The following is a 22,980-nucleotide window of genomic DNA, read 5'->3' on the forward strand; positions in this document are numbered from 1 at the left end:
CGATAAGCCGCCCGATGAGTGACCTCTCCCTGCACCAGATCCACAAAGCCTGGGGCCCGAAAATTGCGCTGAACAACATCAGCTTCTCCGTCGCTCCGGGTGAGTTTGTCGCCCTGCTCGGCCCCTCCGGCTGCGGAAAATCCACCCTGCTGCGCACCGTGGCCGGGCTGGAACAGGCCGACGGCGGGCGCATTCTGTTCCAGCAGACCGACGTCACCCGGCTGCCGCCGGCGCAGCGCAAGCTGTCGATGGTATTCCAGTCCTACGCGCTGTTTCCGCACCTCAGCGTGCGCGAGAACCTGCTGTTCGGCCTGCGCGCCCGTGGTGAAGACGCCCGTCAGTTCCCGGCACGGCTGGCGGAGGTCAGCCGGCTGATGGAGCTGGAGCCGCTGCTCGACCGGCTGCCGTCACAGCTCTCCGGCGGCCAGCAGCAGCGCGTGGCGCTGGGGCGGGCGGTGATCGCCAACAACCGGCTGTGCCTGATGGACGAACCGCTCTCTAACCTCGACGCCAAGCTGCGCCAGAGCATGCGCCGCGAGATCCGCGCCATTCAGCAGAAGCTTGGGCTGACCATGCTCTACGTCACCCACGATCAGACCGAAGCGATGAGCATGGCCGACCGCATCATCCTGCTTAACGATGGCCGCATCGAACAGCACGACACGCCGCAGCAGATGTACAACAACCCGGCCAGCGTGTTTGCCGCGCAGTTTATCGGCGCGCCGCCGATGAACATCATCCCGCTGCTGCGCCAGGGCCAACACCACTACCTCGGCGAAATGCCGCTGCCGGTGCTGGAGCACGGCGGTGAGCAGGATCTCAGCCTCGGCCTGCGCGCGGAGGATATTCGGGTCATCGCCAGCGAACACGCGGCGCTGAGCAGCATGGTGCTCAGCGTGGAATATATGGGCGCCGATACGCTGGTGGTTTGCCAGATCGGCGCCTGCGCCCAGCCGGTGACGATCAAGGTGCCGGGCATGCAGCATTTCAGCGCCGGCAGCCGCATTGGCCTGCAGTGGTCGACCGCGGCACAGTACTTTTTCACCACCGGCGATGGCCGGCGCTGCCGGCCGGCGGAGCAACGTATTCTGCCGCTGGATGCGCGAGTCGCCGTTTAACCTTCTCTACTTTTTGCACGTTTACTCAGGGGTTTACTATGTCTTTTGCACCGCGTTTCTCCCGCCTGGCGTCCGCCATGCTGCTCTGCTCGACGGCCTCCGCCTTTGCCGCACCGGTTACGCTGCAGATGTACTACCCGATCGCCGTCGGCGGTAAGGTCAGCCACACCGTCGAGGCGCTGGTGGCCGACTTTGAGAAGGTTCACCCGGAGATTGAGATCAAACCGGTCTACACCGGCGACTACGCCACCACGGTGACCAAAGCGCTGACCGCGTTTCGCGGCGGCAACGCGCCGCAGCTGGCGGTGATCGGCGACATCGAAGCTTACTCGCTGATTGACGCCGGGGCGATCGCCGCCGCCAGCGATCTGGCGAACGATGCCGGGGGTAAAAAGTGGATCGAGGGCTTCTATCCGGCCTTCCTGCGCCACATTCAGGACAAGGTGTGGGGCATTCCGTTCCAGCGCTCAACGGTGGTGATGTACTGGAATAAAGAGGCGTTCAGCAAGGCCGGTCTCGACGGCGAAACCCCGCCGGCCAGCTGGCAGCAGGTGGTTGATTTCGGTAAAAAGCTGGTGGTGAAGGATGCCCAGGGTGCGGTTTCTCAGTGGGGCATTGAGATCCCGTCGACCCCGAACGGCTACTGGAACTTCCAGGGCCTGGCCGCCACCAACGGCAGCCGGCTGGATAACGGCAAGGGCACCGCCGTCACCTTTAACACCCCGGCCAATATCGAGACGCTGCAGTGGCTGACCGATCTTGGCCAGAAAGAGAATGTCTCACCGAAAGGCGCGATCGCCTGGGGCACCACGCCGCAGGACTTTATCAGCGGCAAAACCGCGATGATGGTCACCACCACCGGCAACCTGACCACGGTGCGTGAGAACGCAAAATTCCCGTTCGGCGTGGCGATGCTGCCGCAGAAAACCCAGCGCGGCAGCCCGACCGGCGGCGGCAACCTCTACGTGTTCAGCAGCGCCTCGGCGGAGCAGAAGAAAGCGGCGATGGAATTTATCCGCTGGGTCTCTTCCCCGGAGCAGGCGGCGCGCTGGAGCATCGCCACCGGCTACGTCGCCACCTCCCCGGCCGCGTGGGACACCCAGGTGATGCAGGATTACGTGAAGCAGGTGCCGCAGGCGCTGGTGGCCCGCGAACAGCTGAAATACTCGCAGCCGGAGCTGTCGACCTATAACAGCGTGCAGATCCAGGAAGCGCTGAACCACGCGATTGAAGCGGCGGTGACCGGCGCGCAGACGCCAGCCCAGGCGCTGGAATCGGCACAGAAGCAGGCCGATCGCCTGCTCAAACCTTACCAGTAACGGCCTCTTATGAGCTCACTGCATACCGTGGATAATGTTGCCCGCCGCCGTGGCCTGTCGCTGCAGCTGTGTGGTTACCTGCTGATTTTACCGGCGCTGGGGTTTCTGCTGCTGTTTACCCACTATCCGGCGCTGGCCACGGTATGGGAGAGCCTGTTCAGCGCGGCGCGCGGCGGGCATCCGGCGCAGTTTGTCGGCCTGGATAACTACCGCGCCCTGCTGGATGACGACATCTTTATGCTGTCGCTGCGCAATAACCTGCTCTACGCGGCGGTGACCATTCCGCTGGCGGTGGCGCTGGCGCTGCTGATGGCGCTGGCGGTGAACCGCCGCCTGCGCGGCAACGCGATGGTGCGGGCCGCGTTCTTTATTCCGTCGCTGCTGCCGATGATCGCCATCGCCAACCTGTGGCTGTTCTTCTACACGCCGCAGCTCGGGCTGCTGAACAAGCTGCTGGCGCTGTTCTCGCTGCCCGCCGTCAACTGGCTGGGGGACCCGGACAGCGCGCTGTGGTGCCTGATGGCGATTTCGGTGTGGCGCGAGGCGGGGTTCTTTATGATCTTCTACCTTGCGGCGCTGCAGCAGATCGACCCGCGGCTGGCGGAGGCCGCCGAGATTGAAGGGGCCTCACGCCGCTACTTCTTCCGCCGCGTGCAGTGGCCGCTGCTGATGCCGACCACGCTGTTTATTCTGATTAACGCCTCGATGAACGCCTTCCGCATCGTCGACCAGGTGATCGCGCTGACCAACGGCGGGCCGAACAACAGCAGCAGCCTGCTGCTGTTCTATATCTACCGCACCGCATTCAGCTACTGGGACCTGCCTGCCGCCTCGGCGATGACCGTGGTGCTGCTGGCGATCCTCGCCGTGGTTGCGCTGATTAAATTCACCCTGCTGGATAAGCGAGCGCATTACCAATGAGTATCAGCCTGTCCGTTCCTGCCACCCGCACCTTCAGCGTCGGCCGCCTGTGCCTGAACGCGCTGATCTGGCTGGCGGCGCTGCTGTGGCTGCTGCCGGTGCTGGTGGCCGTCTGGGTCGCCATTCATCCGGCCAGCGATCAGGGCAGCTTTATCCTGTTCTCGCCGCTGACCGCGCAGAACTTTATCGACGCCTGGCACGCCGCGCCGTTTGGCCGCTATTTTATCAACACCGCGCTGCTGGTGGTGATGATCGTGGTGGTGCAGCTGGTGCTGGCGACGCTGGCCGCCTACGCGCTGGTGCGCTTCCGGCTAAAGCTCTCCGGGCTGCTGTTTGCGCTGATCCTGCTGCAGCTGATGATCAGCCCCGACGTGCTGATCCTCAACAACTACAAAACCATCGGCGCGCTCGGCCTGCGCGACACCCTGACCGGCATCGCGCTGCCCTACTTCGCCTCGGCGTTTGCCATTTTCCTGCTGCGCCAGACCTTTAAAAGCATCCCGCTGGTGCTGGAGGAGGCGGCGACCGTCGAAGGGGCCAGCCGCTTCTATATCCTGCGCAAGATTTATATCCCGCTGGCCAAACCGGTCTACGTCGCGTTTGCGCTGGTTTCAATCAGCTTCCACTGGAACGACTTCCTGTGGCCGCTGGTGATCACCGACTCAGTCACCGTGCGCCCGCTCACCGTCGGCCTGCAGCTGTTTTCTGCCCCGGAACAGGGGGTGCAGTGGGCGCTGGTGGGCGCCGCCACGCTGATGACCTCGCTGCCGCTGCTGCTGCTGTTTTTGCTGTTCCAGCGCCAGTTTGTGCAGTCGTTTATGCGCGCCGGCATACGTTAACGGAGTTTATGATGGCTTTTGAATCCACCCCGCACCCGCTCTCGCCCCTGCAGCTGCAGGCCCTTGGCCCGGTCAGCGCGCTGTATGCCCCGCCGCAGCTGCGCGGCAGCGCCCCGGCCGACCGCACGCTGCGCTTCGGGCTGATCGCCGACCCGCAGTACGCCGACGTTGACGCCGACGTGGCGAAAAACCTCTACTACCGCCACGCGCTGCACAAGCTGCCGCGCGCCATCGCCGCCCTCAACGCCCAGCCGCTGGATTTTGTCATGACGCTGGGGGATATGGTCGACCGGCACTGGGCCAGCTACCGCGCGCTGCTGCCGCTGTATGACAAACTGCACCACCCGCACGGGTTTGTGATCGGCAACCACGACGCGCAGACGCTGGCCGACCGGCTGAGCGCGGCGCAGTCGCCGCCCGCCGGCCTGCCGAAAAGCTACTATCAGTTCCGCCTGGCGGGCTGGCGCTTTATCGTCTTTGACGGCAACGACATCAGCCTCTACTGCAACGCAGGCAACGGCGACGACTGCCAGCAGGCGATGGCGATGCTGGACGATCTGCGTTCCCGCGCCCAGCCGCAGGCGCAGCCGTGGAACGGCGCGGTCGGCCCCGCACAGATGAAATGGATTGAGCAGCAGCTGGCGGAAGCGCAGGCGATCGGCGAAAGCGTGGTGGTGTTTGGCCACTACCCGCTGGCACCGCACACCGGCCATATCCTGCTGAACGGCGGCGAGCTGGCGCAGCTGCTGGCACGCTACCGGGTGCGCGCCTGCTTCACCGGCCACGACCACCGCGGCGGCTACGCGCGGCTGGACGGCACCGACTTTATTACCCTGAAAGGCATGCTCGACGGCGCGGACGACACGCCGTTTGCGGTGGTGGAGCTGCTGGACGGCGTGCTGCGGGTGAAGGGCTACGGCCCGGAGGTCAGCCGTGTTTTACCGTTAAAAGAGGCCGCCCCTGCCCGGATGAAACAGCCCTCTTAACGCCAATCACAGAGACAATCTGCTCTAATTAGAACGCCAGCCGGATGACGCTGGCGTTCTGCTTTTTGCTGTGGATAATTGTGCTGAAAGCATAATAATTCGCCGTTATTTACTCTCTTTTTAATCAGGGAATCGCTATGAACAGGGACCATCCGCTCGCGACCGGCCGCCCCGCCGCCCGCCCCGCCCGTGCATTTATTGCGCAGCTGGTGACGTTCGTTATCAACCCCGCCATCCGCAACGGCCGCGATGAAGCCGCACCGCTGCGCGACGCCGCATGGAACTTTATCGCCTCGGTTTGCCTGGTGGCGCTGCTCACCGGTGGGCTGGGCGCGCTGCTGAACGCGTCTGACATCAGCGGATTCAGCGGCGCGATCAGGCCGGGCTTCCTCACCCTGTTGCTGGCTGCTTATGCGCTGATCTTCGCCATGCTGTTCTGGCTGCTCACCACGGCCGTAATCTCAGTCAGAAAGCGCGGGCTGCACCTGCTCAGCTTTATGCAGGTGCTGCAGAGCTGGGCGGCGCTGAACCTGTTTGTGGTGCTGCTGTGCTGGGCAGCGCTGGATCGGCTGCTGGTTGCCAGTGACGATAAGCCGCTGAGCCTGGTGTATCTGGCGCTGGGCGGCGTGGCCGGCCTGGCGCTGCTGATACTGGCGGCGCGCCTGCTGTTACTGCCGGTGATCCGCTATATGAGCCGCTATTTAAATCTCCCTGCCGCCGCCGTTATGGCCCTGGCGATCGCCTGCGTCAGCGTTTACCTGAGCGCACAGCTGATCCGCCAGTTCAGCGCAGTGGCCTTCGATGCGCAGGCGACCTGCCAGGCGCTGAACCTCAGCCGCAATGCGCCGGGCACACCGGGCCAGATGCCGGAGAAGATGTTTACCGACAGCTGCCTGGCGCAGTTCCGGTGATAGGGTGAGGGCGGGCGTGGCTTGCCCGTCAGAGTTGACGATGACTGACTGAGCAAAAGGTTTCTGCAGGTTTCACGCCGCGACGGCACTGCTCAACGCTGATGCCTTCTGCCGGTCATCGTTCAGGCAGCCAGTACTGTTTCTGACGAATAAATCATCAGCCCGCCTGTAGTATTTTTACGATTGAGCGTTAAACTGAGCACAAATTAATCCGCGGGCGGCACACGCCGCCAGCCCGGCTTTACGCCATCACTGACAGGGAACCGTCAACCCCATGCACGATACGCTTACGCTTTCCGCTTATCTGATCCTCGCCGTCACCCTGCTGGTGGCCTACGTGATTTTCGGCATTGCCGGCTTTGGCAGCGCGCTGATCGCCAGCCCGGTGATGGCGCTGTACCTGCCGCTGTCGCAGATCGTGCCGCTGCTGGCGCTGCTGGATCTCTGCGCAGCCATCATCAACGTCAGCCGCGACGGCCGTAACGCCGCCTGGCCGGAGCTGAGGCGGCTGGTGCCGCTGATGGTGGCCGGCAGCCTGGTCGGTGCCACTATCCTGCTGACCACCCGCCCGGAGATCCTGCTGCTGGCGCTGGGCGTATTTGTTATCGGCTACGCGCTGTGGTCGCTGATCGGCCGTAAACCGGCGCACGCCTTTCCACCCGCTGCCGTGGTGCCCTTTGGCCTGGTCGGCGGCGTGTTCAGCGCGCTGTTCGGCAGCGGCGGCTTTATCTATGCCATCTGGCTCGGCGGGCGGCTGCCGCAGAAAGAGGCGTTCCGCATCACCCAGACTACGATAATCGGCCTCAGCACCCTGACCCGGGTGATTATCTTCGCTGTCGCCGGGGTGTATATGGACTGGCACCTGCTGCTGCTGGCGCTGACCCTGCTGCCTGGGATGATTATCGGCATCACGCTGGGGCGTTTCTTCACCCTGAAAATGTCGCGCGAGCAGTTTCTGCGGATGATTAATCTGATTTTGCTGGCGTCCGGGGTGATGCTGGTGGGGCGGTATTTTGGCTAAAGGGGGTGACCTTTGATGAACCTGTAAGTTGGTCTTACAGGTTGCGTTTTATACAGCCGCGCCCTGGTAAAGGATAGCGCTTACAGCCTGCCTGGCGGCTACCAGTAGCTGTAGAGGGTTTTACAGGCGACCGGACGATAAAATCTACTGCACGGAAGCAACTGCTGGTTGAGTTTTTAGCTTTAGGGCAATGTCCTGCATTCCGGAAACCCTTCTGAGCGCACGTTTCGTTTGTTTCGATTATTGTTATTTTCGTCTATTTCGATTAATCTTGCAGTGACTCACCGACAAAGGTAATCATTATGGCAACGCCATTAATCCCTCTTAACCTTCCCGATCCCTTTGAAAGCGAAGTGGCACAGCGCGGGCAACGGGAACTGGCAGCTTTCCTCTCCACCCGACTGGAAACCCAGCGAATTTCAATCGTCGGCGAAGATAATCAGTCCCACAGTATTGAACTGCCTGCCCGGGCACTGAACCTGCTGGTTGAGGTGCTCGGGGAGCTGGCCGTGGGCAACGCAGTGCAGATCGTGCCAGTGCAGGCCGAACTGACCACTCAGGAAGCCGCCAATATCCTCAACGTTTCCCGTCCGCATATGGTGAAGTTGCTCGAAGAAGGCAAGCTACCGTTTCATAAAACCGGACGCCATCGCCGGGTGCTGTTTGCCGATCTGCTGAACTATAAACAACAGCGTGAACAGCAGAGTCTGGAGGCGATGCAGGCCCTGGCGGATCAGGGGCAAAATTTAGGAATCTATTAATCAGGGAAGTTTAATCATGGGACACTCACCTTATCCGGTGGTACTGGATGCCTGTGTACTCTACCCGGCACGCTTACGGGATCTGCTGATGCATCTTGGAATTGTTGGGCTGTATCAGCCTAAATGGAGCAGCCGTATCCACGATGAATGGTGTCGCAACCTGTTAGCTAATCGGGTGGATATAAAACCTGATGCGCTCAGACACACCGTTCAGTTGATGAATACGGCACTGCCAGATGCCAACATATCAGGGTTTGAATCACTGATTGAAAGATTAAGCCTGCCAGACAGCGATGACCGGCACGTTCTTGCAACGGCTATACGGGCTAAAGCCGAAGTGATTGTTACGCTCAATCAGCGCGACTTCCCATCGGAAATCCTCGCTTCTTATCATATGGAGGCACTGCACCCTGACGAGTTTATCTCCGACCTTTTTGACCTCAACCATGCTCTGGCACTCAAAGCGGTCAGAAGACAACGACAATCACTTCGCCACCCGCCGCTGGCAGTAAAAGAGTTTCTGGAGATGCTGTTTAAGCAGGGTTTACCACTGACGGTCAGGGCGCTGGAGAAATATCAGTATGCGATCTGATCGGCGCTACAAGACCGATCACGGGATGGCGTACAGTTTGATGTGACTTGTTCGGTAAAACCGAACAAGTCAGCGTTTTATAAACGTTACAAGAGTGAGAGATTTTGAGCAGATCAGCAATGTAAGTATCTATTTAAAATGTATTATTCACTTCTCCAGACCTCCCTGATTCTTTTATCAAGATCTATAAACTTCCCCCTACCTCGCGAACCTGTCCCTCCCAACCCCTATCCCGTCCTTTTCTGGCCTTCTCCCCCTCCCCAATCCCGTAGATCATAGCCCTAACCCCACCTCATAAGGAGTCCCAAAATGACCGACACCGTACTGTTAGTGATTGACGCGCAGCAATCCTTCTATCATCGTGGCTACCGTGAGACGCCGGAAACCCCGGCGTTTGAGCAGGCGTTGAGTGCGCTGGTTGCCGGCTGCCAGCAGCGCGGGATTGCGGTGGTGGACGTGCTGCATGAGGATGATGACGAGGCGTTCAGGCCGGAGTCCGGGCTGGTGACCCGCCTGCCGTTTCTCAGCCACCAGCCGGTTGCCACCTTCCATAAGCGGGTGCATAACGCGCTGACTGAATCGGGTTTGCAGCAGTGGCTGGAGCAGCAGCAGGTGAAGCACGTGATCATCAGCGGGCTGCGCAGCGAGCAGTGCTGTGAAACCACCGCCCGCGTGGCATCGGATTTCGGTTATCAGGTGACTTACGTAACGGAAGCGACACTGACCTTCCCGATCACCCATAACGGCATTACCCTGAGCGTGGCCGATCTTCGCCACCGTACTGAGAGCGTGCTGATCAACCGCTTTGCGGATATTGCCACCGTCGAACAGTGTCTGCATAAGCTGGGCTGATGCCAGCGTCAGCATTGTTATCACCGACCTCAAACTTTTCTGTCCGCAGGAGGCTGTCTGCTATGACCATCCCGGTTTATTTTGTCACCCTCCCCGGCGTGATGACGCTGGATATCACCGGCCCGGCAGAGACGCTGGCGCTGGCCGGTGATGCCTTTGCGCTGCGCTATATCGGGCCGGATGAGACGGTGCTGAGTTCCACTCAGATGTTTATCAGCCGCATTGAACCACTGCCGGAGACGCTGCCCGACGGCTGTCTGCTGGTGCTGCCCGGCGTCAGCGACTCGACAGTGTGGTTCGATACGCCGCAGGCGCTAGCGGCGCGCCACTGGCTGATGCGTATGCAGCCCGCCATTCACGCGCAGCGCATTACGCTGGTGTGCATCTGTTCCGGTTCGCTGCTGGCGGCGAAAGCCGGGCTGCTGCACGGCGTACAGTGCACCACCCATCATGAGGTCATCGACCGACTCAAGGTGGCGGAACCGGCGGCGATGGTCAGAGAAAACCGGATTTTCGTGGAAGATCGTGGCATCTGGACCAGCGCGGGCATTACGGCGGGCATCGACCTGGCGCTGCATCTGATTAACCGGCTGTGCGGGCCACGGGTGGCGCTGGAGGTGGCGCGGGAAATGGTGGTTTATTTCCGCCGCTCGGGGGAGGATCCGCAGCTGTCGCCGTTTCTGCGCTACCGTAACCATCTGCACCCGGCGATCCACCGCGCGCAGGATCTGCTGGTGTTACAACCGGAGCAGGCGTGGCCGCTGGAGGAGATCGCCGGCCGGGTGCACGTAAGCCCGCGCCATCTCACCCGGCTGTTCCGCGACCATCTCGGCATCAGCGTGCGCGACTACCACGAGCAGCTGCGGCTGACGCTGGCGCAGCAGCGGCTGCAGCAGGGGGAAGGTAACGAGCGGGCGGCGCTGGCGGCAGGGTTCTCCTCCGCCCGCCAGCTAAGGCGGGCCTTACAACGCTGGCAGGAAGACGCCGGCTTACAGAACCACTAACAGATCATCCCCGCTGAACAATCCGTAGTGCCGATTAATGGCTGAGTACCTCCAGCCCGGCGCTGTTCTCTGTAAGCAACGGTTCTGTTTACGTCACTCTGCACCGTCGGCATTTCAGCTGGCGGTCGAACGGTCATGCCTGTGGACAAGCGGTCCTAAGATGCAGCAGCCCCCTTTTCTCAGCTCACCCATCCCCGCGTATCAATTTTCTTCAGCCCGATCGCCAGCAGCAGGCTGCCGCCGAGGGTGATACTGAAGATCAGCGGGATATCCAGCCACGGCCGGTCGGTGTTGTCCAGGTCGTGGGTGCGCATAAAGTGGATAAACAGCGCGTGAAAGCCGTAGATCGGCAGCGAGTTGCGGGAAATCAGCGCCATAAACGCCGGTACGCGGTCGTTACAGCAGTTTTTAAACAGCACCAGCAGGCTGACCGCGGCGATAAACACCGCCGGGCCGCAGTAGAGGTACCAGGTATCGGCGAAGGCACCGTTAATCGCGAACTGGCGTTTGGTGCCGAAAGCGATCGCCGCCACGCAGGCCGCAAAAACCAGCCCGGCCAGCCAGCCGGTGCGGCGTCCGCCGGTTGCCATCATGCCGATCGCCCGGCCAAACAGCGCATAGAGCAGGTAGTAGATGGTGTCGCCGCTGATATAAAGGTTGATCGGCAGCCAGTGGAAGCGGGCGATGGAGCCGTCAACGGTGTTCGGGTTGGCAACGATCGCCAGCACCAGCGTCACCACCGCCAGATAGCGGGCGCGCACCGGCTTGACCTGGATCAGCGGCGAGAACAGGTAAATCACGATAATCGCGAAGAAGAACCACAGGTGGTAAAACACCGGCTTCTGCAGCAGGTGCGCCAGCGATTTACTCTCGTTAATCGGCGTCAGCAGGGTGATATAAACCAGCGCCACCGCGCTGTAGAACAGCAGGCACAGCACCACGCGGGCAAAGTGGCGCGCCTGGGCGCTGCGCTCGCCGAAAAACAGGTAGCCGGAGATCATAAAGAAGATCGGTACGCAGACGCGGGAAGCGGAGTTCAGCAGGTTCGACATATCCCAGCTGTGCTCACCCACCGACATGCCGGTGGTGACGTACCAGGTGGTGGTGTGGATCATAATCACCATCAGGCAGGCCAGGGCGCGTAAGTTATCTATCCATCCGATTTTCTGCGACATTTCATCCTCATTGTTCGCCAGTTCAGCAGGCTGCGTGTCAGAGCGTAGCCAGGCGGCCGGGCTTCAACAACCTGATGCGGGAAAATTCAGACCGGGATGAGCGGGTTATGCGGCAGGGGCAGCAAAATTAGCCGGGGATAAACGCGCTTACCGCCCGTCAGCACTTTGGTAATCAGCCCGCTCAAAGGGTATACTGACGCCCACTTTTTATAACCACTTCATCGCGTGCGACATCAACATGCAAAAGTTTGATACCAAGACCTTTCAGGGGCTGATCCTGACCTTACAGGATTACTGGGCGCGACAGGGTTGCACCATCATCCAACCGCTGGATATGGAAGTCGGTGCCGGGACGTCTCACCCGATGACCTGTCTGCGCGCTATCGGCCCGGAGCCAACCGCCGTTGCCTACGTGCAGCCCTCACGCCGCCCGACCGATGGCCGCTACGGTGAGAACCCGAACCGCCTGCAGCACTACTATCAGTTCCAGGTGATCATCAAGCCGTCACCGGACAATATTCAGGAGCTGTACCTCGGCTCGCTGAAAGAGCTGGGCATGGACCCGACCATTCACGACATCCGCTTCGTGGAAGATAACTGGGAAAACCCGACGCTGGGCGCCTGGGGCCTCGGCTGGGAAGTGTGGCTGAACGGGATGGAAGTGACGCAGTTCACCTACTTCCAGCAGGTCGGCGGCCTGGAGTGTAAGCCGGTCACCGGCGAGATCACCTACGGCCTGGAGCGCCTGGCGATGTATATCCAGGGCGTGGACAGCGTGTACGATCTGGTGTGGAGCGACGGTCCGCTGGGTAAAACCACCTACGGCGACGTGTTCCATCAGAACGAAGTGGAGCAGTCGACCTACAACTTCGAATACGCCGACGTCGATTTCCTGTTCAGCTGCTTCGAGCAGTACGAGAAAGAGGCGCAGAGCCTGCTGGCGCTGGAAAAACCGCTGCCGCTGCCGGCCTATGAACGTATTCTGAAAGCCGCGCACAGCTTCAACCTGCTGGACGCGCGCAAGGCGATCTCGGTCACCGAGCGTCAGCGCTATATTCTGCGCATCCGTACCCTGACTAAAGCCGTGGCTGAAGCCTACTACGCCTCCCGCGAGGCGCTGGGCTTCCCGATGTGCAACAAGAATAACTAAGAGGCAGCCATGACTGAACAAACCTTCCTGGTGGAGATCGGCACCGAAGAGCTGCCGCCGAAAGCCCTGCGCAGCCTGGCCGAGTCCTTTGCTGCTAACCTGACCGCCGAGCTGGATGCTGCGGGCCTCGCCCACGGTGACGTGAAGTGGTTTGCCGCGCCGCGCCGTCTGGCGCTGAAAGTCGCCGCGCTGAGCGCCGCGCAGCCGGATCGCGAAGTAGAAAAACGTGGCCCGGCGATTCAGGCCGCGTTTGATGCCAGCGGTGCGCCAACCAAAGCGGCCGAAGGCTGGGCGCGCGGCTGTGGCATTACCGTTGATCAGGCCGAGCGTCTGAGCACCGATAAAGGCGAATGGCTGGTGCATCGCGCTAAAGTGACCGGTGAAAGCGCGCAGGCGCTGCTGCCGGCGATGATCGCCACCTCGCTGGCGAAGCTGCCGATCCCGAAACTGATGCGCTGGGGCGCGTCCGAGGTGCAGTTCGTGCGCCCGGTACACACCGTGACCCTGCTGCTGGGCGATGAACTGATCCCGGCGAAGATTCTGGGCATCGACTCCGCCCGTACGATTCGCGGCCACCGCTTTATGGGCGAGCCGGAGTTCACCATCGATAACGCCGATCAGTATCCGCAGATCCTGCTGGAGCGCGGCCGCGTGCAGGCCGACTTTGAGGTGCGTAAAGCCACCATCAAGGCCGATGCCGAAGCCGCCGCGCGCCAGATTGGCGGCGTCGCCGACCTCAGCGAAAGCCTGCTGGAAGAGGTGACCTCGCTGGTCGAGTGGCCGGTGGTGCTGACCGCCACCTTTGAAGAGAAGTTCCTCGCGGTGCCGGCGGAAGCGCTGGTCTACACCATGAAGGGCGACCAGAAGTACTTCCCGGTGTACGACGCCGCGGGCAAGCTGCTGCCTAACTTTATCTTCGTCACCAACATCGAGTCGAAAGATCCGCAGCAGATTATTTCCGGTAACGAGAAGGTGGTGCGCCCGCGCCTCGCCGACGCCGAGTTCTTCTTTAACAGCGACCGTAAGCGTCGTCTGGAAGATAACCTGCCGCGCCTGGAGACCGTGCTGTTCCAGAAACAGCTGGGTACGCTGCGTGACAAAACCGACCGTATTCAGGCGCTGGCCGGCTGGATCGCCGCGCAGATCGGTGCAGACGTCAACCACGCCACCCGCGCGGGCCTGCTGTCCAAGTGTGACCTGATGACCAATATGGTGTTCGAGTTCACCGACACCCAGGGCGTGATGGGCATGCACTACGCGCGTCACGACGGCGAAGCCGAAGACGTGGCGGTCGCGCTGAACGAGCAGTATCAGCCGCGCTTTGCCGGCGATGCGCTGCCGTCTAACCCGATCGCCTGCGCGCTGGCGATCGCCGATAAGATGGATACCCTGGCCGGCATCTTCGGCATCGGGCAGCATCCGAAAGGCGATAAAGACCCGTTCGCACTGCGCCGTGCGGCGCTGGGCGTGCTGCGTATCATCGTTGAGAAGAACCTGCCGCTGGATCTGCAGACCCTGACCGAAGAGGCCGCGCGCCTGTACGGCAGCAAGCTGACCAACGCGAAGGTGGTGGATGAGGTGGTCGACTTTATGCTCGGCCGTTTCCGTAGCTGGTACCAGGAAGCGGGCCACAGCGTGGATACCATCCAGGCCGTGCTGGCACGCCGCCCGACCCGCCCGGCGGATTTCGACGCGCGTATGAAGGCGGTATCGCACTTCCGTACGCTGGAGCAGGCTGCCAGCCTGGCGGCCGCCAACAAGCGCGTCTCCAATATTCTCGCCAAGTCCGACGAGCCGCTGAACGACAGCGTGCAGGCGTCGCTGCTGAAAGAGAATGAAGAGATCAAGCTGGCGACCTACGTTTCAGCGCTGACCAGCAAGCTGGCACCGTACTTCGCCGAAGGCCGCTACCAGGATGCGCTGATCGAGCTGGCCGAGCTGCGTGAAGCGGTGGACAACTTCTTTGACAAGGTGATGGTCAACGCCGACGACAGAGAGATCCGTCTAAACCGCCTGACGCTGCTGGCGAAGCTGCGCGCGCTGTTCCTGCAGGTAGCGGATATCTCGCTGCTGCAGTAGGTGCTACAGTGGTGGCTGCCTGCGGCTGCTATTGCGCGCAGGCAGCGCCGATCGCTGGCTGCTGCCATTGTGCGCGGGCAGCGTAAGCGCTGTGTGTCCTCCCTGCGCTTCAGCGGTGCGGAGTGGGCGTCTGAACCGGGCAGCGGGTTTACCGGCTGTCCGGTTCGGGTCTCTGAAACAGGTTTCCAGACACCCCCCTTTACAATTCCACCTTGCCCCTGACGCCTTAAATCCCTACCCTGTGCCGTTTTTGCCAACCAGGCTGAGACATCAATGCAATCTTACGGATTCGCTGCCAAAGCAGCTAACACCCCGCTGGAACCCTTCACCTTTACCCGTCGCGAGCTGCAGGCCGGTGACGTACACATTGATATTCACTACTGCGGCGTCTGCCACTCTGACCTGCATATGGCGCGTAACGAGTGGGGCGTCAGCCAGTTCCCGCTGGTGCCGGGCCACGAAATCGTTGGTCGCGTGGTCGCCACCGGCAGCGCGGTCTCCGCCTTTAAGCCCGGCGATCTGGTCGGCGTCGGCGTGATGGTCGACTCCTGCGGCCACTGCGCGCAGTGCCATGACGGCGAAGAGCAGTATTGTGAAGCCGGCTTTACCGCCACCTATAACGGCGAGGAAAAGGTGATCGGCGGCAAAACCTTCGGCGGTTATGCCGACAATATCGTGGTCGACAGCAGGTTTGTGGTTTCGGTACCGGAGAACCTGCCGCTGGCCGCGGTGGCACCGCTGCTGTGTGCCGGCGTGACAACCTGGTCGCCGCTGCAGCACTGGAACGTGCAGCCAGGCCAGCGTGTGGGCGTGATTGGCCTCGGTGGCCTCGGCCATATGGCGGTGAAGCTGGCCCGTGCGCTGGGCGCGGAAGTGGTGCTGTTTACCACCTCTCCGGCAAAAGGTGCGGATGCGCTGCGCCTCGGAGCCAGCGAAGTGGTGGTATCGAAGGACGCTGAGCAGATGGCAGGCGTGAAGAACAGCCTGGATATGATCCTCGACTGCGTGGCGGCACCGCACGATCTCGACCCGTACCTCGCCGCGCTGAAGACCAACGGCCACCTGGTGCTGGTCGGCATCCCTGACGCGCCGCACAAGTCGCCGGACGTGACGCCGATCGTCTTTAAGCGCCTGAGCATCTCCGGAACCTCGATCGGCAGCATCAGAGAGACTCAGCAGATGCTGGATTTCTGCGGTGAGCACCAGATCGTGTCTGAGGTGGAAGTGATCCGTCTGGATCAGGTCGAGCAGGCGTTTGAACGGATGCTGAAGGGTGACGTGAAGTACCGCTTTGTGATCGATATGAAGGCGCAGGCCGCCCTGTAAAACAAAAACCCGCCAGATGGCGGGTTTGTTCTTTTATCCCAGCAGCTGTCTGCTGAGACACGGATTCGAATGAATCAACTGCATCAGTTTTTGTGCACTGCCTGACGGACGGGTCTTCTTCGCTTCCCAACTCTTCACCGAGGAAACGCTAACGCCCATTGCCAGGGCAAACTCATCAATCTGCATGCCGGTAATCTCCCGGATGCGTTTGGGTTCAGGCAGTAAAACATCGTCCTTCAGAATCGGGGACAGGGCAATCGTCTGACGGGTAATCACGATCTGTTCCAGACTCGATAGCAGTTCATGCATTGGATCTTTTGTTTCCATTAATTCCATCAGTGCACCTCATTCAACTCACGTAACGTGAACAACAAGAGGATGTAGAACCTGAAGCTCAGGTTCTGAATGCTGGCGAACAGCAGCCGCTGGCGGCCTCAGAGTCGGGCCCACACGGAAAGCACCAGGAACTTAAATACTAGACAATTCCGTGTGATTTGGGTCATATTTTTTGATTATTTTTCAATTCTGCTGAAAATCTCAGCCGCGACTGACTGAAGTCAATTTATCAGCTGATCCGATCGTTGCAGGCAGGGGCGCGGGTAAAAAAAAGGCCGCACAACGGCGGCCCGGGCAGGCAGGATACCGCGTATGGCTCAGGCAAATTGTTGCCTACAGCCGGCCAGCGAGGCCTTACCATCAAACCCCATATTGTTCAGAAACCCGGTCATCCCCCGGTTGATCTCAGGGTTCACCGCAGCAATATAGCGCCAGTCCTTTCCGCCGTAAGCGTTAGTGAACATTTTTGCGAAGCGTTCGAATCCGGCCATACCGCGATCGAATTCGCACAGGTTAAACGCGGCACCGCTGACCTGTGCTGACTCGGTGAGAGTCAGTTGACGTATACTCATTGTCTGTTCTCCATGATTAACGTTAAATTCCATCTACCGACATGATGCTTCGGCAGACAAACATTAACCCACGATAGCCACCTGTTCGATAGATATCGGTCCAATGTTCATGATTTTAGCGTTTTTTAGGTATCAACATCCTTGCGGTGGGTTAGTAATGATGGCTACCTTTAAAAATGCAGTTCGACTATTCTTAGTCGCGGTAGCAATCTTAAAATCACCCGTTTTAAACAGGAGTTTGTTCTTATGACCACAGGACCTGCGCGTGTCTGGATGCGTCTGCTGGTGCCGTTTATGGCGCTGTTTCTGGTGCTGCAGCTGACCGCCTGCGGTGATAAAGAAGGAGATCAGCGCAAAGCGTTTATCGACTTCCTGCAAAATACCGTGATGCGCAGCGGCGAGCATCTGCCGAGCCTGAGCGAAGACCAGAAGCAGAAGTTCGGCAACTATGTCAGCGATTACGCGATTCTTTACGGCTTCTCACAGCAGGTCAATAAAGCGGTGGAATCGGGTATGAAGCCGGTGGTGGATGAACTGTCTGCCATTCGTACCCCGCAGGATTACCTGACGCGCCGCGACTCTCTGCGCCAGGCCAGCGGTGCGCTTGGCGTGCTGGCCCAGCAGATTCAGTCTGCTAAAACCCAGGCGGACAGCAGCAAAGGGACGCTGAAACAGCCGGAGGATCTGAAAACGGTCTATGACAACGTCTATAACAAGGTGGTTTCTCAGCCAGCGGCTTCACTGATCCCGCTATTGCCGGCATTACAGACCCTGAGCCAGGATGCGGTACAGACCGGCGATTTCCTGCAGCAGCAGGGGACGCAGGTGAGCTTCAACGGCGCGGCCGTGCAGTTCCCGACCCAGCAACAGGCGACCCAGTACAATACGCTGATGAGCAATCTGAGCGCCAATACCCAGGCGCTGACCCGGGCGCAGAGCGCGCTGCAGGGCGGATTCCAGTAAGTCACCGCAAGGGGTACCGCGGTGCCCCACATCACGCGCCCCGTCGTCCGCCACCCATTTCCGCAGGCGTCCTGCTCCCTGCAGGCCCTTAGCGACCTCATATGGCGCGTTTTATCAGACTATATCGCTTCGATAGATCCGCGTCACAGAAACGCGACAGATCAATAATCAGCGAAATTCACCCTGAAATTTATTGTGATCTTCATCACACAAATGACACGTAACGCACGTCATCATTTGTGATAAGCATCACAAAAATGAGCGTTTCGCGACGATTTTACATACAGAAAGAGGCGTTCTCACTGCATAAACGTGATCATAATCACTAAAACAACCTGGTTCACCCCACCCATATAGTGACTTAGATCACACTTTATCCGCACGCATCGCAAGCGTCATATTCGCGTGATAGAGTCCGCCTGCATACAGTGATACTGACGGCGTCGCCGTAACGTCTCCAACAAAAATCAACGCGCTCTCTTACTGGGTCAGCGCGTACTCATAAGGGGTGTGTTTATATGTCCTCATCAGATTTTAAGATCAAAGTGCAGAGCTTTGGTCGCTTTCTGAGCAACATGGTGATGCCAAATATCGGGGCATTTATTGCCTGGGGGATCATCACCGCGCTGTTTATCCCAACCGGCTGGCTGCCAAACGAAACGCTGGCCAGGCTGGTCGGCCCGATGATCACCTACCTGCTGCCGCTGCTGATCGGCTTTACCGGTGGCCGCCTGGTCGGCGGTGACCGCGGCGGCGTGGTCGGTGCGATCACCACCATGGGCGTGATCGTCGGTGCCGATATGCCGATGTTCCTCGGCGCGATGATTGCCGGTCCGCTGGGCGGCTGGGCGATCAAATCTTTTGACCGCGCGATCGACGGTAAGATTAAAAGCGGCTTCGAGATGCTGGTTAACAACTTCTCTGCCGGTATTATCGGCATGCTGCTGGCCATCATTGCCTTCCTGGCGATCGGGCCACTGGTTGAGGGCCTGTCGCACATTCTGGCGGCCGGCGTAAATCTGATGGTGCAGAACAACCTGCTGCCGCTGACCTCGATCTTTGTTGAACCGGCGAAAATCCTGTTCCTCAATAACGCCATTAACCACGGTATCTTCTCGCCGCTGGGTATCCAGCAGGCCAGCGAAGCCGGTAAGTCGATCTTCTTCCTGATTGAAGCCAACCCGGGCCCGGGCATGGGCGTACTGATGGCCTATATGTTCTTCGGCCGTGGCAATGCGAAGCAGTCTGCCGGTGGTGCCGCGATTATCCACTTCCTCGGCGGTATTCACGAAATCTACTTCCCGTACGTGCTGATGAACCCGCGCCTGATTCTGGCGGTGATCCTCGGCGGTATGACCGGCGTGTTCACCCTGACCCTGCTGAACGGTGGCCTGGTGTCTCCGGCTTCTCCGGGTTCAATCCTCGCCGTGCTGGCGATGACGCCAAAAGGTGCCTACTTCGCTAACATCGCGGCGATTGTGGCGGCCTTCGCGGTCTCCTTTGTCGTCTCTGCCGTGCTGCTGAAAACCAGCAAAGTGAAAGAAGATGACGATATCGAAGCGGCAACCCGCCGTATGCAGGAGATGAAGTCGCAGTCTAAAGGCCAGACCGGCGCTACTGCCGCTGAAGGCCTGCACGGCGATCTGAGCCACGTGCGTAAAATCATCGTTGCCTGTGACGCGGGCATGGGTTCCAGCGCCATGGGCGCCGGCGTGCTGCGTAAGAAGGTGGCCGATGCCGGCCTGAGCAACATCTCGGTGACCAACTCGGCGATTAACAGCCTGCCGGGCGACGTTGACCTGGTGATTACCCACCGCGATCTGACCGAGCGCGCGATGCGCCAGGCACCCCATGCGCAGCATATTTCGCTGAGCAACTTCCTCGACAGCGGCCTGTATAACGATCTGACCGCGCGCCTGGTGGAAGCCAACCGCAGCGAACAGCACCGTGAAAAGGTCAATGCCACGCTGAACGACAGCTATGATGACGGCCAGGCCAACCTGTTCAAACTGAGCGCCGCCAACGTGTTCCTCGGCAATCACGCCGCGGACAAAGAGCAGGCGATCCGCTTTGCCGGTGAGCAGCTGGTGAAAGGTGGCTACGTTGAGCCGGATTACGTGGAAGCGATGCTGGCCCGTGAAAAGCTGACGCCAACCTATCTGGGTGAGTCGATCGCCGTCCCACACGGCACCATCGAAGCGAAAGATCGCGTGCTGAAAACCGGCATCGTCTTCTGCCAGTATCCGAACGGCGTGAAGTTCGGGGATGATGAAGACGACATCGCCCGGTTAGTGATCGGCATTGCCGCACGCAACAACGAGCATATTCAGGTGATTACCGCCCTGACCAATGCGCTGGATGATGACTCGGTGATTGAACGGCTGGCCACCACCAGCAACGTGCAGGACGTGCTGGATCTGTTGTCCGGTGACGCGCGCGCCTGATCCATAAGCCATTCGTTGATTTCGCCCCAGGGGCCGGGCTTGCCCGGCCCCTGTTTATTGGCTCGTTGACTCTGTAAGAAGGGATTAATTATGAAAGCTCTGCATTTTGGCGCGGGTAATATTGGCCGCGGTTTTATCGGCAAACTGCTGGCCGATGCCGGTATTCAGCTCACCTTTGCCGATGTTAATCAGGCGGTGCTCGACGCGCTGAACGCGCGCCATCAGTACCCGGTACAGGTGGTCGGTGAGCAGGCGAAGACCGAGATCGTCACCGGGGTTGATGCGATTAACAGCACCAGCGACGAGGTTATCGATCGGGTGGCTGAGGTTGATATCGTTACCACGGCGGTTGGCCCACAGATCCTTGAGCGCATTGCGGGCAGCATTGCGAAAGGGCTGGCTAAACGCAGTGATAACGCTAATACCCGTCCGCTGAACATTATCGCCTGTGAAAACATGGTGCGTGGCACCACTCAGCTGAAGGGCCACGTGCTGAAGGCGCTGCCGGAGCAGTATCACGCCTGGCTCGAAGAGCATGTCGGCTTCGTCGACTCCGCCGTTGACCGTATTGTTCCGCCGACAGAAGCCGGCAGCAGCGATCCGCTGGAAGTGACCGTAGAGACCTTCAGCGAATGGATCGTCGATCAGACCCAGTTTAAAGGCCCGCTGCCGCAGATTGCCGGCATGGAGCTGACCGACAACCTGATGGCCTTTGTCGAGCGTAAGCTGTTTACGCTGAACACCGGCCATGCCATCACCGCCTATCTCGGCCAGCTGGCCGGCCATCAGACCATCCGTGATGCGATTCTCGATCCAAAGGTACGTCAGGTGGTTGAAGGCGCGATGCAGGAGAGCGGCGCGGTGCTGATCCGCCGTTACGGCTTTGATGCACATAAGCACGCGGCCTATATCAGCAAGATCCTCAGCCGTTTTGAGAATCCGTACCTGAAAGATGACGTCGAGCGCGTCGGACGTCAGCCGCTGCGCAAGCTGAGCGCCGGTGACCGCCTGATTAAACCGACGCTGGGCACGCTGGAGTATCAGCTGCCGCACGACAACCTGGTGCAAGGCATCGCGGCCGCGCTGCACTATCGCAGCGAGCAGGACCCTCAGGCGCAGCAGCTGACCGAACTGCTGGCGAAACAGGATGTTGCCACCACCCTGGCAGAGATCTCTGGCCTGGATGCCCACAGTGATGTTGTGGCGGCGGTGGTGAAGGCTTACAACGCTGTGTCATAATGTCGGCCTTCCTCACGGATGAACCCTACGGGTGCAGCGCTGCTGCGCCCGTACCGACGCCATTATGCCCCATTACGAATCACGTGCAGGCTCTCATGGAACAACCACAGGCTTTTGAAAATCGGGTGCTGGAGCGCCTGAACACCGGACGTTCGGTGAGAAGCTTTCTGATCGCCGCCGTTGAGCTGCTGGCCGAAGCGGTCAATATTCTGATTACTCAGGTGTTCCGCAAGGATGACTATGCCGTCAAGTACGCGGTCGAACCGCTGCTGCTCGGTGATGGCCCGCTGGGGGAGCTGTCGGTACGCCTGAAGCTGGTCTACGGCCTCGGCATCATCAACCGCAGCGAGTATGAAGATGCCGAGCTGCTGATGGCGCTGCGTGAAGAGCTGAACCACGACGGCAGCGAGTACCGCTTTACCGACGATGAGATCCTCGGCCCCTTTGGTGAGCTGCATTGCGTTACCGCCCTGCCGCCCTGCCCCGACTACGTCAGCGATGATGCGGAACTACGCGCCATGCAGCAGCAACGCTATCTGCAGGTGGTGCGATCGACCATGGTGCTGTCGCTGACCGCGCTGATCGCGCGGATCAGCCAAAAGCAGGCTTTTAAAAAATAACGCCCCTTTTCCCTCTTTCCGCCGCTTTCGTGTATCCTTTGCTGCAATGAATCATTGTTGACGGTTACGGTTATGACAGAAAAAGTGCAGGATGAAATCAGAGCGTTGAGCGACAAGCTGGATGCCCTGAACCATAAAGAACCGACGCTGCTGGCGTCTGGCGACAGCGAGAAGCTTGGCGAGCTGTTGAAAGAGAAAGATAAGCTGCAGGCTGAAATTGAACGTCTGCGCGGCGTGCGGGCTGAAAAACTCAGCAAGGAAGCGCAGCAGCTGCAAAAACTGCCGTTCAGCCGGGCGATCACCAAAAAAGAACAGGCCAACATGGGCGCGCTGAAAAAAAGCGTTCGCGGACTGATTGTGGTGCATCCGACTTCCGCGCTGGGCCGCGAGCTGGGTCTGAAAGAGATGACCGGTTACGCTCGCGCTGCGTTTTAACGCCGGTATCTGACGGATGTCATCCAGGCTGATGTGAAACGTCTCTTTAGACGGCGCGTCATGTCAGCCTTCCCGGAAGATTGCTTTCCCCCGCCTCACCTGCTGTACCTTCCCCCTTGTTGTCAGGCCTTACCCGCTGTCGAATACGCTTATTAATAAAATTTAATATCGCAAAAGCTTTATTTAAATTCTTTTGCGACGACTAACATCGCATAAATTCAATAGCCAGTTATATATATCGCAATTTGCAAAACTGGTGATACTTACTTTTGCCATAATATTAATAACGATACAATATATGGATTAATGTGATGAAT

22 protein-coding genes are annotated in these 22,980 nt (G+C 59.7%); 19 read left to right on the plus strand and 3 right to left on the minus strand.

The features are described 5' to 3' along the window. Window positions 1-14: 14 nt before the first annotated feature. The 11 genes from NV64_RS05690 to NV64_RS05740 all read left to right on the plus strand — a co-directional run bounded on the left by NV64_RS05690 (window position 15) and on the right by NV64_RS05740 (window position 10,324). Window positions 15-1,118, plus strand: coding sequence for an ABC transporter ATP-binding protein (locus NV64_RS05690; protein WP_101505508.1), 1,104 nt, complete (start codon window positions 15-17; stop codon window positions 1,116-1,118). Window positions 1,119-1,156: 38 nt separating this feature from the next. After that, complete coding sequence (locus tag NV64_RS05695) at window positions 1,157-2,437, plus strand: ABC transporter substrate-binding protein (protein ID WP_101505509.1); 1,281 nt, start codon at window positions 1,157-1,159, stop codon at window positions 2,435-2,437. A 9-nt stretch (window positions 2,438-2,446) separates the two neighbouring features. Further along, on the plus strand, window positions 2,447-3,358 hold the full coding sequence (locus NV64_RS05700; protein WP_056240832.1) for a carbohydrate ABC transporter permease: 912 nt from the start codon (window positions 2,447-2,449) through the stop codon (window positions 3,356-3,358). Continuing rightward, window positions 3,355-4,197: a carbohydrate ABC transporter permease gene (locus NV64_RS05705; RefSeq protein ID WP_101505510.1), complete on the plus strand. Its 843-nt coding sequence runs from the start codon at window positions 3,355-3,357 to the stop codon at window positions 4,195-4,197. Before NV64_RS05700 ends, NV64_RS05705 begins: the two co-directional genes overlap by 4 nt. Window positions 4,198-4,208: 11 nt before the next feature. Then, complete coding sequence (locus tag NV64_RS05710; RefSeq protein WP_056240839.1) at window positions 4,209-5,183, plus strand: metallophosphoesterase; 975 nt, start codon at window positions 4,209-4,211, stop codon at window positions 5,181-5,183. Between the two features lie 137 nt (window positions 5,184-5,320). Beyond that, window positions 5,321-6,094 carry a hypothetical protein gene (locus NV64_RS05715; protein WP_101505511.1) on the plus strand — a complete coding sequence of 258 codons (774 nt, stop codon included), beginning with the start codon at window positions 5,321-5,323 and terminating at the stop codon, window positions 6,092-6,094. Between the two features lie 274 nt (window positions 6,095-6,368). Next, a complete protein-coding gene (locus NV64_RS05720; protein ID WP_056240854.1) occupies window positions 6,369-7,115 on the plus strand; it encodes a sulfite exporter TauE/SafE family protein in 747 nt (248 codons plus the stop codon). A gap of 302 nt (window positions 7,116-7,417) precedes the next feature. Beyond that, complete coding sequence (locus NV64_RS05725) at window positions 7,418-7,876, plus strand: helix-turn-helix domain-containing protein (protein ID WP_056240858.1); 459 nt, start codon at window positions 7,418-7,420, stop codon at window positions 7,874-7,876. 16 nt (window positions 7,877-7,892) lie between these two features. Then, the gene (locus tag NV64_RS05730; RefSeq protein WP_056240864.1) at window positions 7,893-8,468 is read left to right on the plus strand and encodes a PIN domain-containing protein; all 576 of its coding nucleotides are present in this window, start codon (window positions 7,893-7,895) and stop codon (window positions 8,466-8,468) included. 309 nt (window positions 8,469-8,777) lie between these two features. Continuing rightward, window positions 8,778-9,320: an isochorismatase family protein gene (locus NV64_RS05735; protein WP_056240867.1), complete on the plus strand. Its 543-nt coding sequence runs from the start codon at window positions 8,778-8,780 to the stop codon at window positions 9,318-9,320. Window positions 9,321-9,382: 62 nt separating this feature from the next. After that, window positions 9,383-10,324, plus strand: coding sequence for a GlxA family transcriptional regulator (locus tag NV64_RS05740; protein ID WP_056240871.1), 942 nt, complete (start codon window positions 9,383-9,385; stop codon window positions 10,322-10,324). A gap of 179 nt (window positions 10,325-10,503) precedes the next feature. Here NV64_RS05740 and NV64_RS05745 read toward each other — a convergent pair whose 3' ends face one another. Next, the gene (locus tag NV64_RS05745) at window positions 10,504-11,499 is read right to left on the minus strand and encodes an acyltransferase (protein WP_101505512.1); all 996 of its coding nucleotides are present in this window, start codon (window positions 11,497-11,499) and stop codon (window positions 10,504-10,506) included. Window positions 11,500-11,737: 238 nt separating this feature from the next. Here NV64_RS05745 and glyQ point away from each other — a divergent pair, with 238 nt between their 5' ends. The 3 genes from glyQ to NV64_RS05760 all read left to right on the plus strand — a co-directional run bounded on the left by glyQ (window position 11,738) and on the right by NV64_RS05760 (window position 16,054). Further along, window positions 11,738-12,649, plus strand: coding sequence for a glycine--tRNA ligase subunit alpha (gene glyQ, locus NV64_RS05750; protein ID WP_056240879.1), 912 nt, complete (start codon window positions 11,738-11,740; stop codon window positions 12,647-12,649). Window positions 12,650-12,658: 9 nt separating this feature from the next. Further along, the gene (gene glyS / locus NV64_RS05755) at window positions 12,659-14,728 is read left to right on the plus strand and encodes a glycine--tRNA ligase subunit beta (RefSeq protein ID WP_056240883.1); all 2,070 of its coding nucleotides are present in this window, start codon (window positions 12,659-12,661) and stop codon (window positions 14,726-14,728) included. 273 nt (window positions 14,729-15,001) lie between these two features. Continuing rightward, window positions 15,002-16,054 carry an NAD(P)-dependent alcohol dehydrogenase gene (locus NV64_RS05760; RefSeq protein WP_056240886.1) on the plus strand — a complete coding sequence of 351 codons (1,053 nt, stop codon included), beginning with the start codon at window positions 15,002-15,004 and terminating at the stop codon, window positions 16,052-16,054. Between the two features lie 33 nt (window positions 16,055-16,087). On the opposite strand, the gene NV64_RS05765 is transcribed toward NV64_RS05760, so the two are convergent. Next, complete coding sequence (locus tag NV64_RS05765) at window positions 16,088-16,381, minus strand: HTH-type transcriptional regulator (protein WP_056241193.1); 294 nt, start codon at window positions 16,379-16,381, stop codon at window positions 16,088-16,090. Between the two features lie 326 nt (window positions 16,382-16,707). Next, window positions 16,708-16,962: a hypothetical protein gene (locus NV64_RS05770; RefSeq protein WP_101505513.1), complete on the minus strand. Its 255-nt coding sequence runs from the start codon at window positions 16,960-16,962 to the stop codon at window positions 16,708-16,710. Window positions 16,963-17,208: 246 nt separating this feature from the next. Here NV64_RS05770 and NV64_RS05775 point away from each other — a divergent pair, with 246 nt between their 5' ends. The 5 genes from NV64_RS05775 to NV64_RS05795 all read left to right on the plus strand — a co-directional run bounded on the left by NV64_RS05775 (window position 17,209) and on the right by NV64_RS05795 (window position 22,663). After that, complete coding sequence (locus tag NV64_RS05775; protein WP_101505514.1) at window positions 17,209-17,925, plus strand: DUF3053 domain-containing protein; 717 nt, start codon at window positions 17,209-17,211, stop codon at window positions 17,923-17,925. Between the two features lie 518 nt (window positions 17,926-18,443). Continuing rightward, window positions 18,444-20,369 (plus strand): PTS mannitol transporter subunit IICBA, encoded by a 1,926-nt coding sequence (locus NV64_RS05780; protein ID WP_101505515.1) that lies wholly within the window; start codon window positions 18,444-18,446, stop codon window positions 20,367-20,369. A 90-nt stretch (window positions 20,370-20,459) separates the two neighbouring features. Next, window positions 20,460-21,608: a mannitol-1-phosphate 5-dehydrogenase gene (locus tag NV64_RS05785; RefSeq protein WP_056240897.1), complete on the plus strand. Its 1,149-nt coding sequence runs from the start codon at window positions 20,460-20,462 to the stop codon at window positions 21,606-21,608. Window positions 21,609-21,703: 95 nt separating this feature from the next. After that, window positions 21,704-22,228, plus strand: coding sequence for an MltR family transcriptional regulator (locus NV64_RS05790; RefSeq protein ID WP_056240901.1), 525 nt, complete (start codon window positions 21,704-21,706; stop codon window positions 22,226-22,228). Window positions 22,229-22,300: 72 nt separating this feature from the next. Beyond that, window positions 22,301-22,663: a YibL family ribosome-associated protein gene (locus NV64_RS05795; RefSeq protein WP_056240904.1), complete on the plus strand. Its 363-nt coding sequence runs from the start codon at window positions 22,301-22,303 to the stop codon at window positions 22,661-22,663. The last annotated feature ends 317 nt before the right edge of the window (window positions 22,664-22,980 follow it).

Source organism: Erwinia sp. B116, from assembly GCF_002865965.1.
Lineage (GTDB): Bacteria > Pseudomonadota > Gammaproteobacteria > Enterobacterales > Enterobacteriaceae > Erwinia.

Excerpts from the sequence above, each read along its gene's own strand:
- NV64_RS05690 (WP_101505508.1), top strand. The coding sequence starts at position 15 with ATGAGTGACCTCTCCCTGCACCAGATCCACAAAGCCTGGGGCCCGAAA.
- NV64_RS05695 (WP_101505509.1), top strand. The coding sequence starts at position 1,157 with ATGTCTTTTGCACCGCGTTTCTCCCGCCTGGCGTCCGCCATGCTGCTC.
- NV64_RS05700 (WP_056240832.1), top strand. The coding sequence starts at position 2,447 with ATGAGCTCACTGCATACCGTGGATAATGTTGCCCGCCGCCGTGGCCTG.
- NV64_RS05705 (WP_101505510.1), top strand. The coding sequence starts at position 3,355 with ATGAGTATCAGCCTGTCCGTTCCTGCCACCCGCACCTTCAGCGTCGGC.
- NV64_RS05710 (WP_056240839.1), top strand. The coding sequence starts at position 4,209 with ATGGCTTTTGAATCCACCCCGCACCCGCTCTCGCCCCTGCAGCTGCAG.
- NV64_RS05715 (WP_101505511.1), top strand. The coding sequence starts at position 5,321 with ATGAACAGGGACCATCCGCTCGCGACCGGCCGCCCCGCCGCCCGCCCC.
- NV64_RS05720 (WP_056240854.1), top strand. The coding sequence starts at position 6,369 with ATGCACGATACGCTTACGCTTTCCGCTTATCTGATCCTCGCCGTCACC.
- NV64_RS05725 (WP_056240858.1), top strand. The coding sequence starts at position 7,418 with ATGGCAACGCCATTAATCCCTCTTAACCTTCCCGATCCCTTTGAAAGC.
- NV64_RS05730 (WP_056240864.1), top strand. The coding sequence starts at position 7,893 with ATGGGACACTCACCTTATCCGGTGGTACTGGATGCCTGTGTACTCTAC.
- NV64_RS05735 (WP_056240867.1), top strand. The coding sequence starts at position 8,778 with ATGACCGACACCGTACTGTTAGTGATTGACGCGCAGCAATCCTTCTAT.
- NV64_RS05740 (WP_056240871.1), top strand. The coding sequence starts at position 9,383 with ATGACCATCCCGGTTTATTTTGTCACCCTCCCCGGCGTGATGACGCTG.
- NV64_RS05745 (WP_101505512.1), bottom strand. The coding sequence starts at position 11,499 with ATGTCGCAGAAAATCGGATGGATAGATAACTTACGCGCCCTGGCCTGC.
- glyQ (WP_056240879.1), top strand. The coding sequence starts at position 11,738 with ATGCAAAAGTTTGATACCAAGACCTTTCAGGGGCTGATCCTGACCTTA.
- glyS (WP_056240883.1), top strand. The coding sequence starts at position 12,659 with ATGACTGAACAAACCTTCCTGGTGGAGATCGGCACCGAAGAGCTGCCG.
- NV64_RS05760 (WP_056240886.1), top strand. The coding sequence starts at position 15,002 with ATGCAATCTTACGGATTCGCTGCCAAAGCAGCTAACACCCCGCTGGAA.
- NV64_RS05765 (WP_056241193.1), bottom strand. The coding sequence starts at position 16,381 with ATGGAAACAAAAGATCCAATGCATGAACTGCTATCGAGTCTGGAACAG.
- NV64_RS05770 (WP_101505513.1), bottom strand. The coding sequence starts at position 16,962 with ATGAGTATACGTCAACTGACTCTCACCGAGTCAGCACAGGTCAGCGGT.
- NV64_RS05775 (WP_101505514.1), top strand. The coding sequence starts at position 17,209 with ATGACCACAGGACCTGCGCGTGTCTGGATGCGTCTGCTGGTGCCGTTT.
- NV64_RS05780 (WP_101505515.1), top strand. The coding sequence starts at position 18,444 with ATGTCCTCATCAGATTTTAAGATCAAAGTGCAGAGCTTTGGTCGCTTT.
- NV64_RS05785 (WP_056240897.1), top strand. The coding sequence starts at position 20,460 with ATGAAAGCTCTGCATTTTGGCGCGGGTAATATTGGCCGCGGTTTTATC.
- NV64_RS05790 (WP_056240901.1), top strand. The coding sequence starts at position 21,704 with ATGGAACAACCACAGGCTTTTGAAAATCGGGTGCTGGAGCGCCTGAAC.
- NV64_RS05795 (WP_056240904.1), top strand. The coding sequence starts at position 22,301 with ATGACAGAAAAAGTGCAGGATGAAATCAGAGCGTTGAGCGACAAGCTG.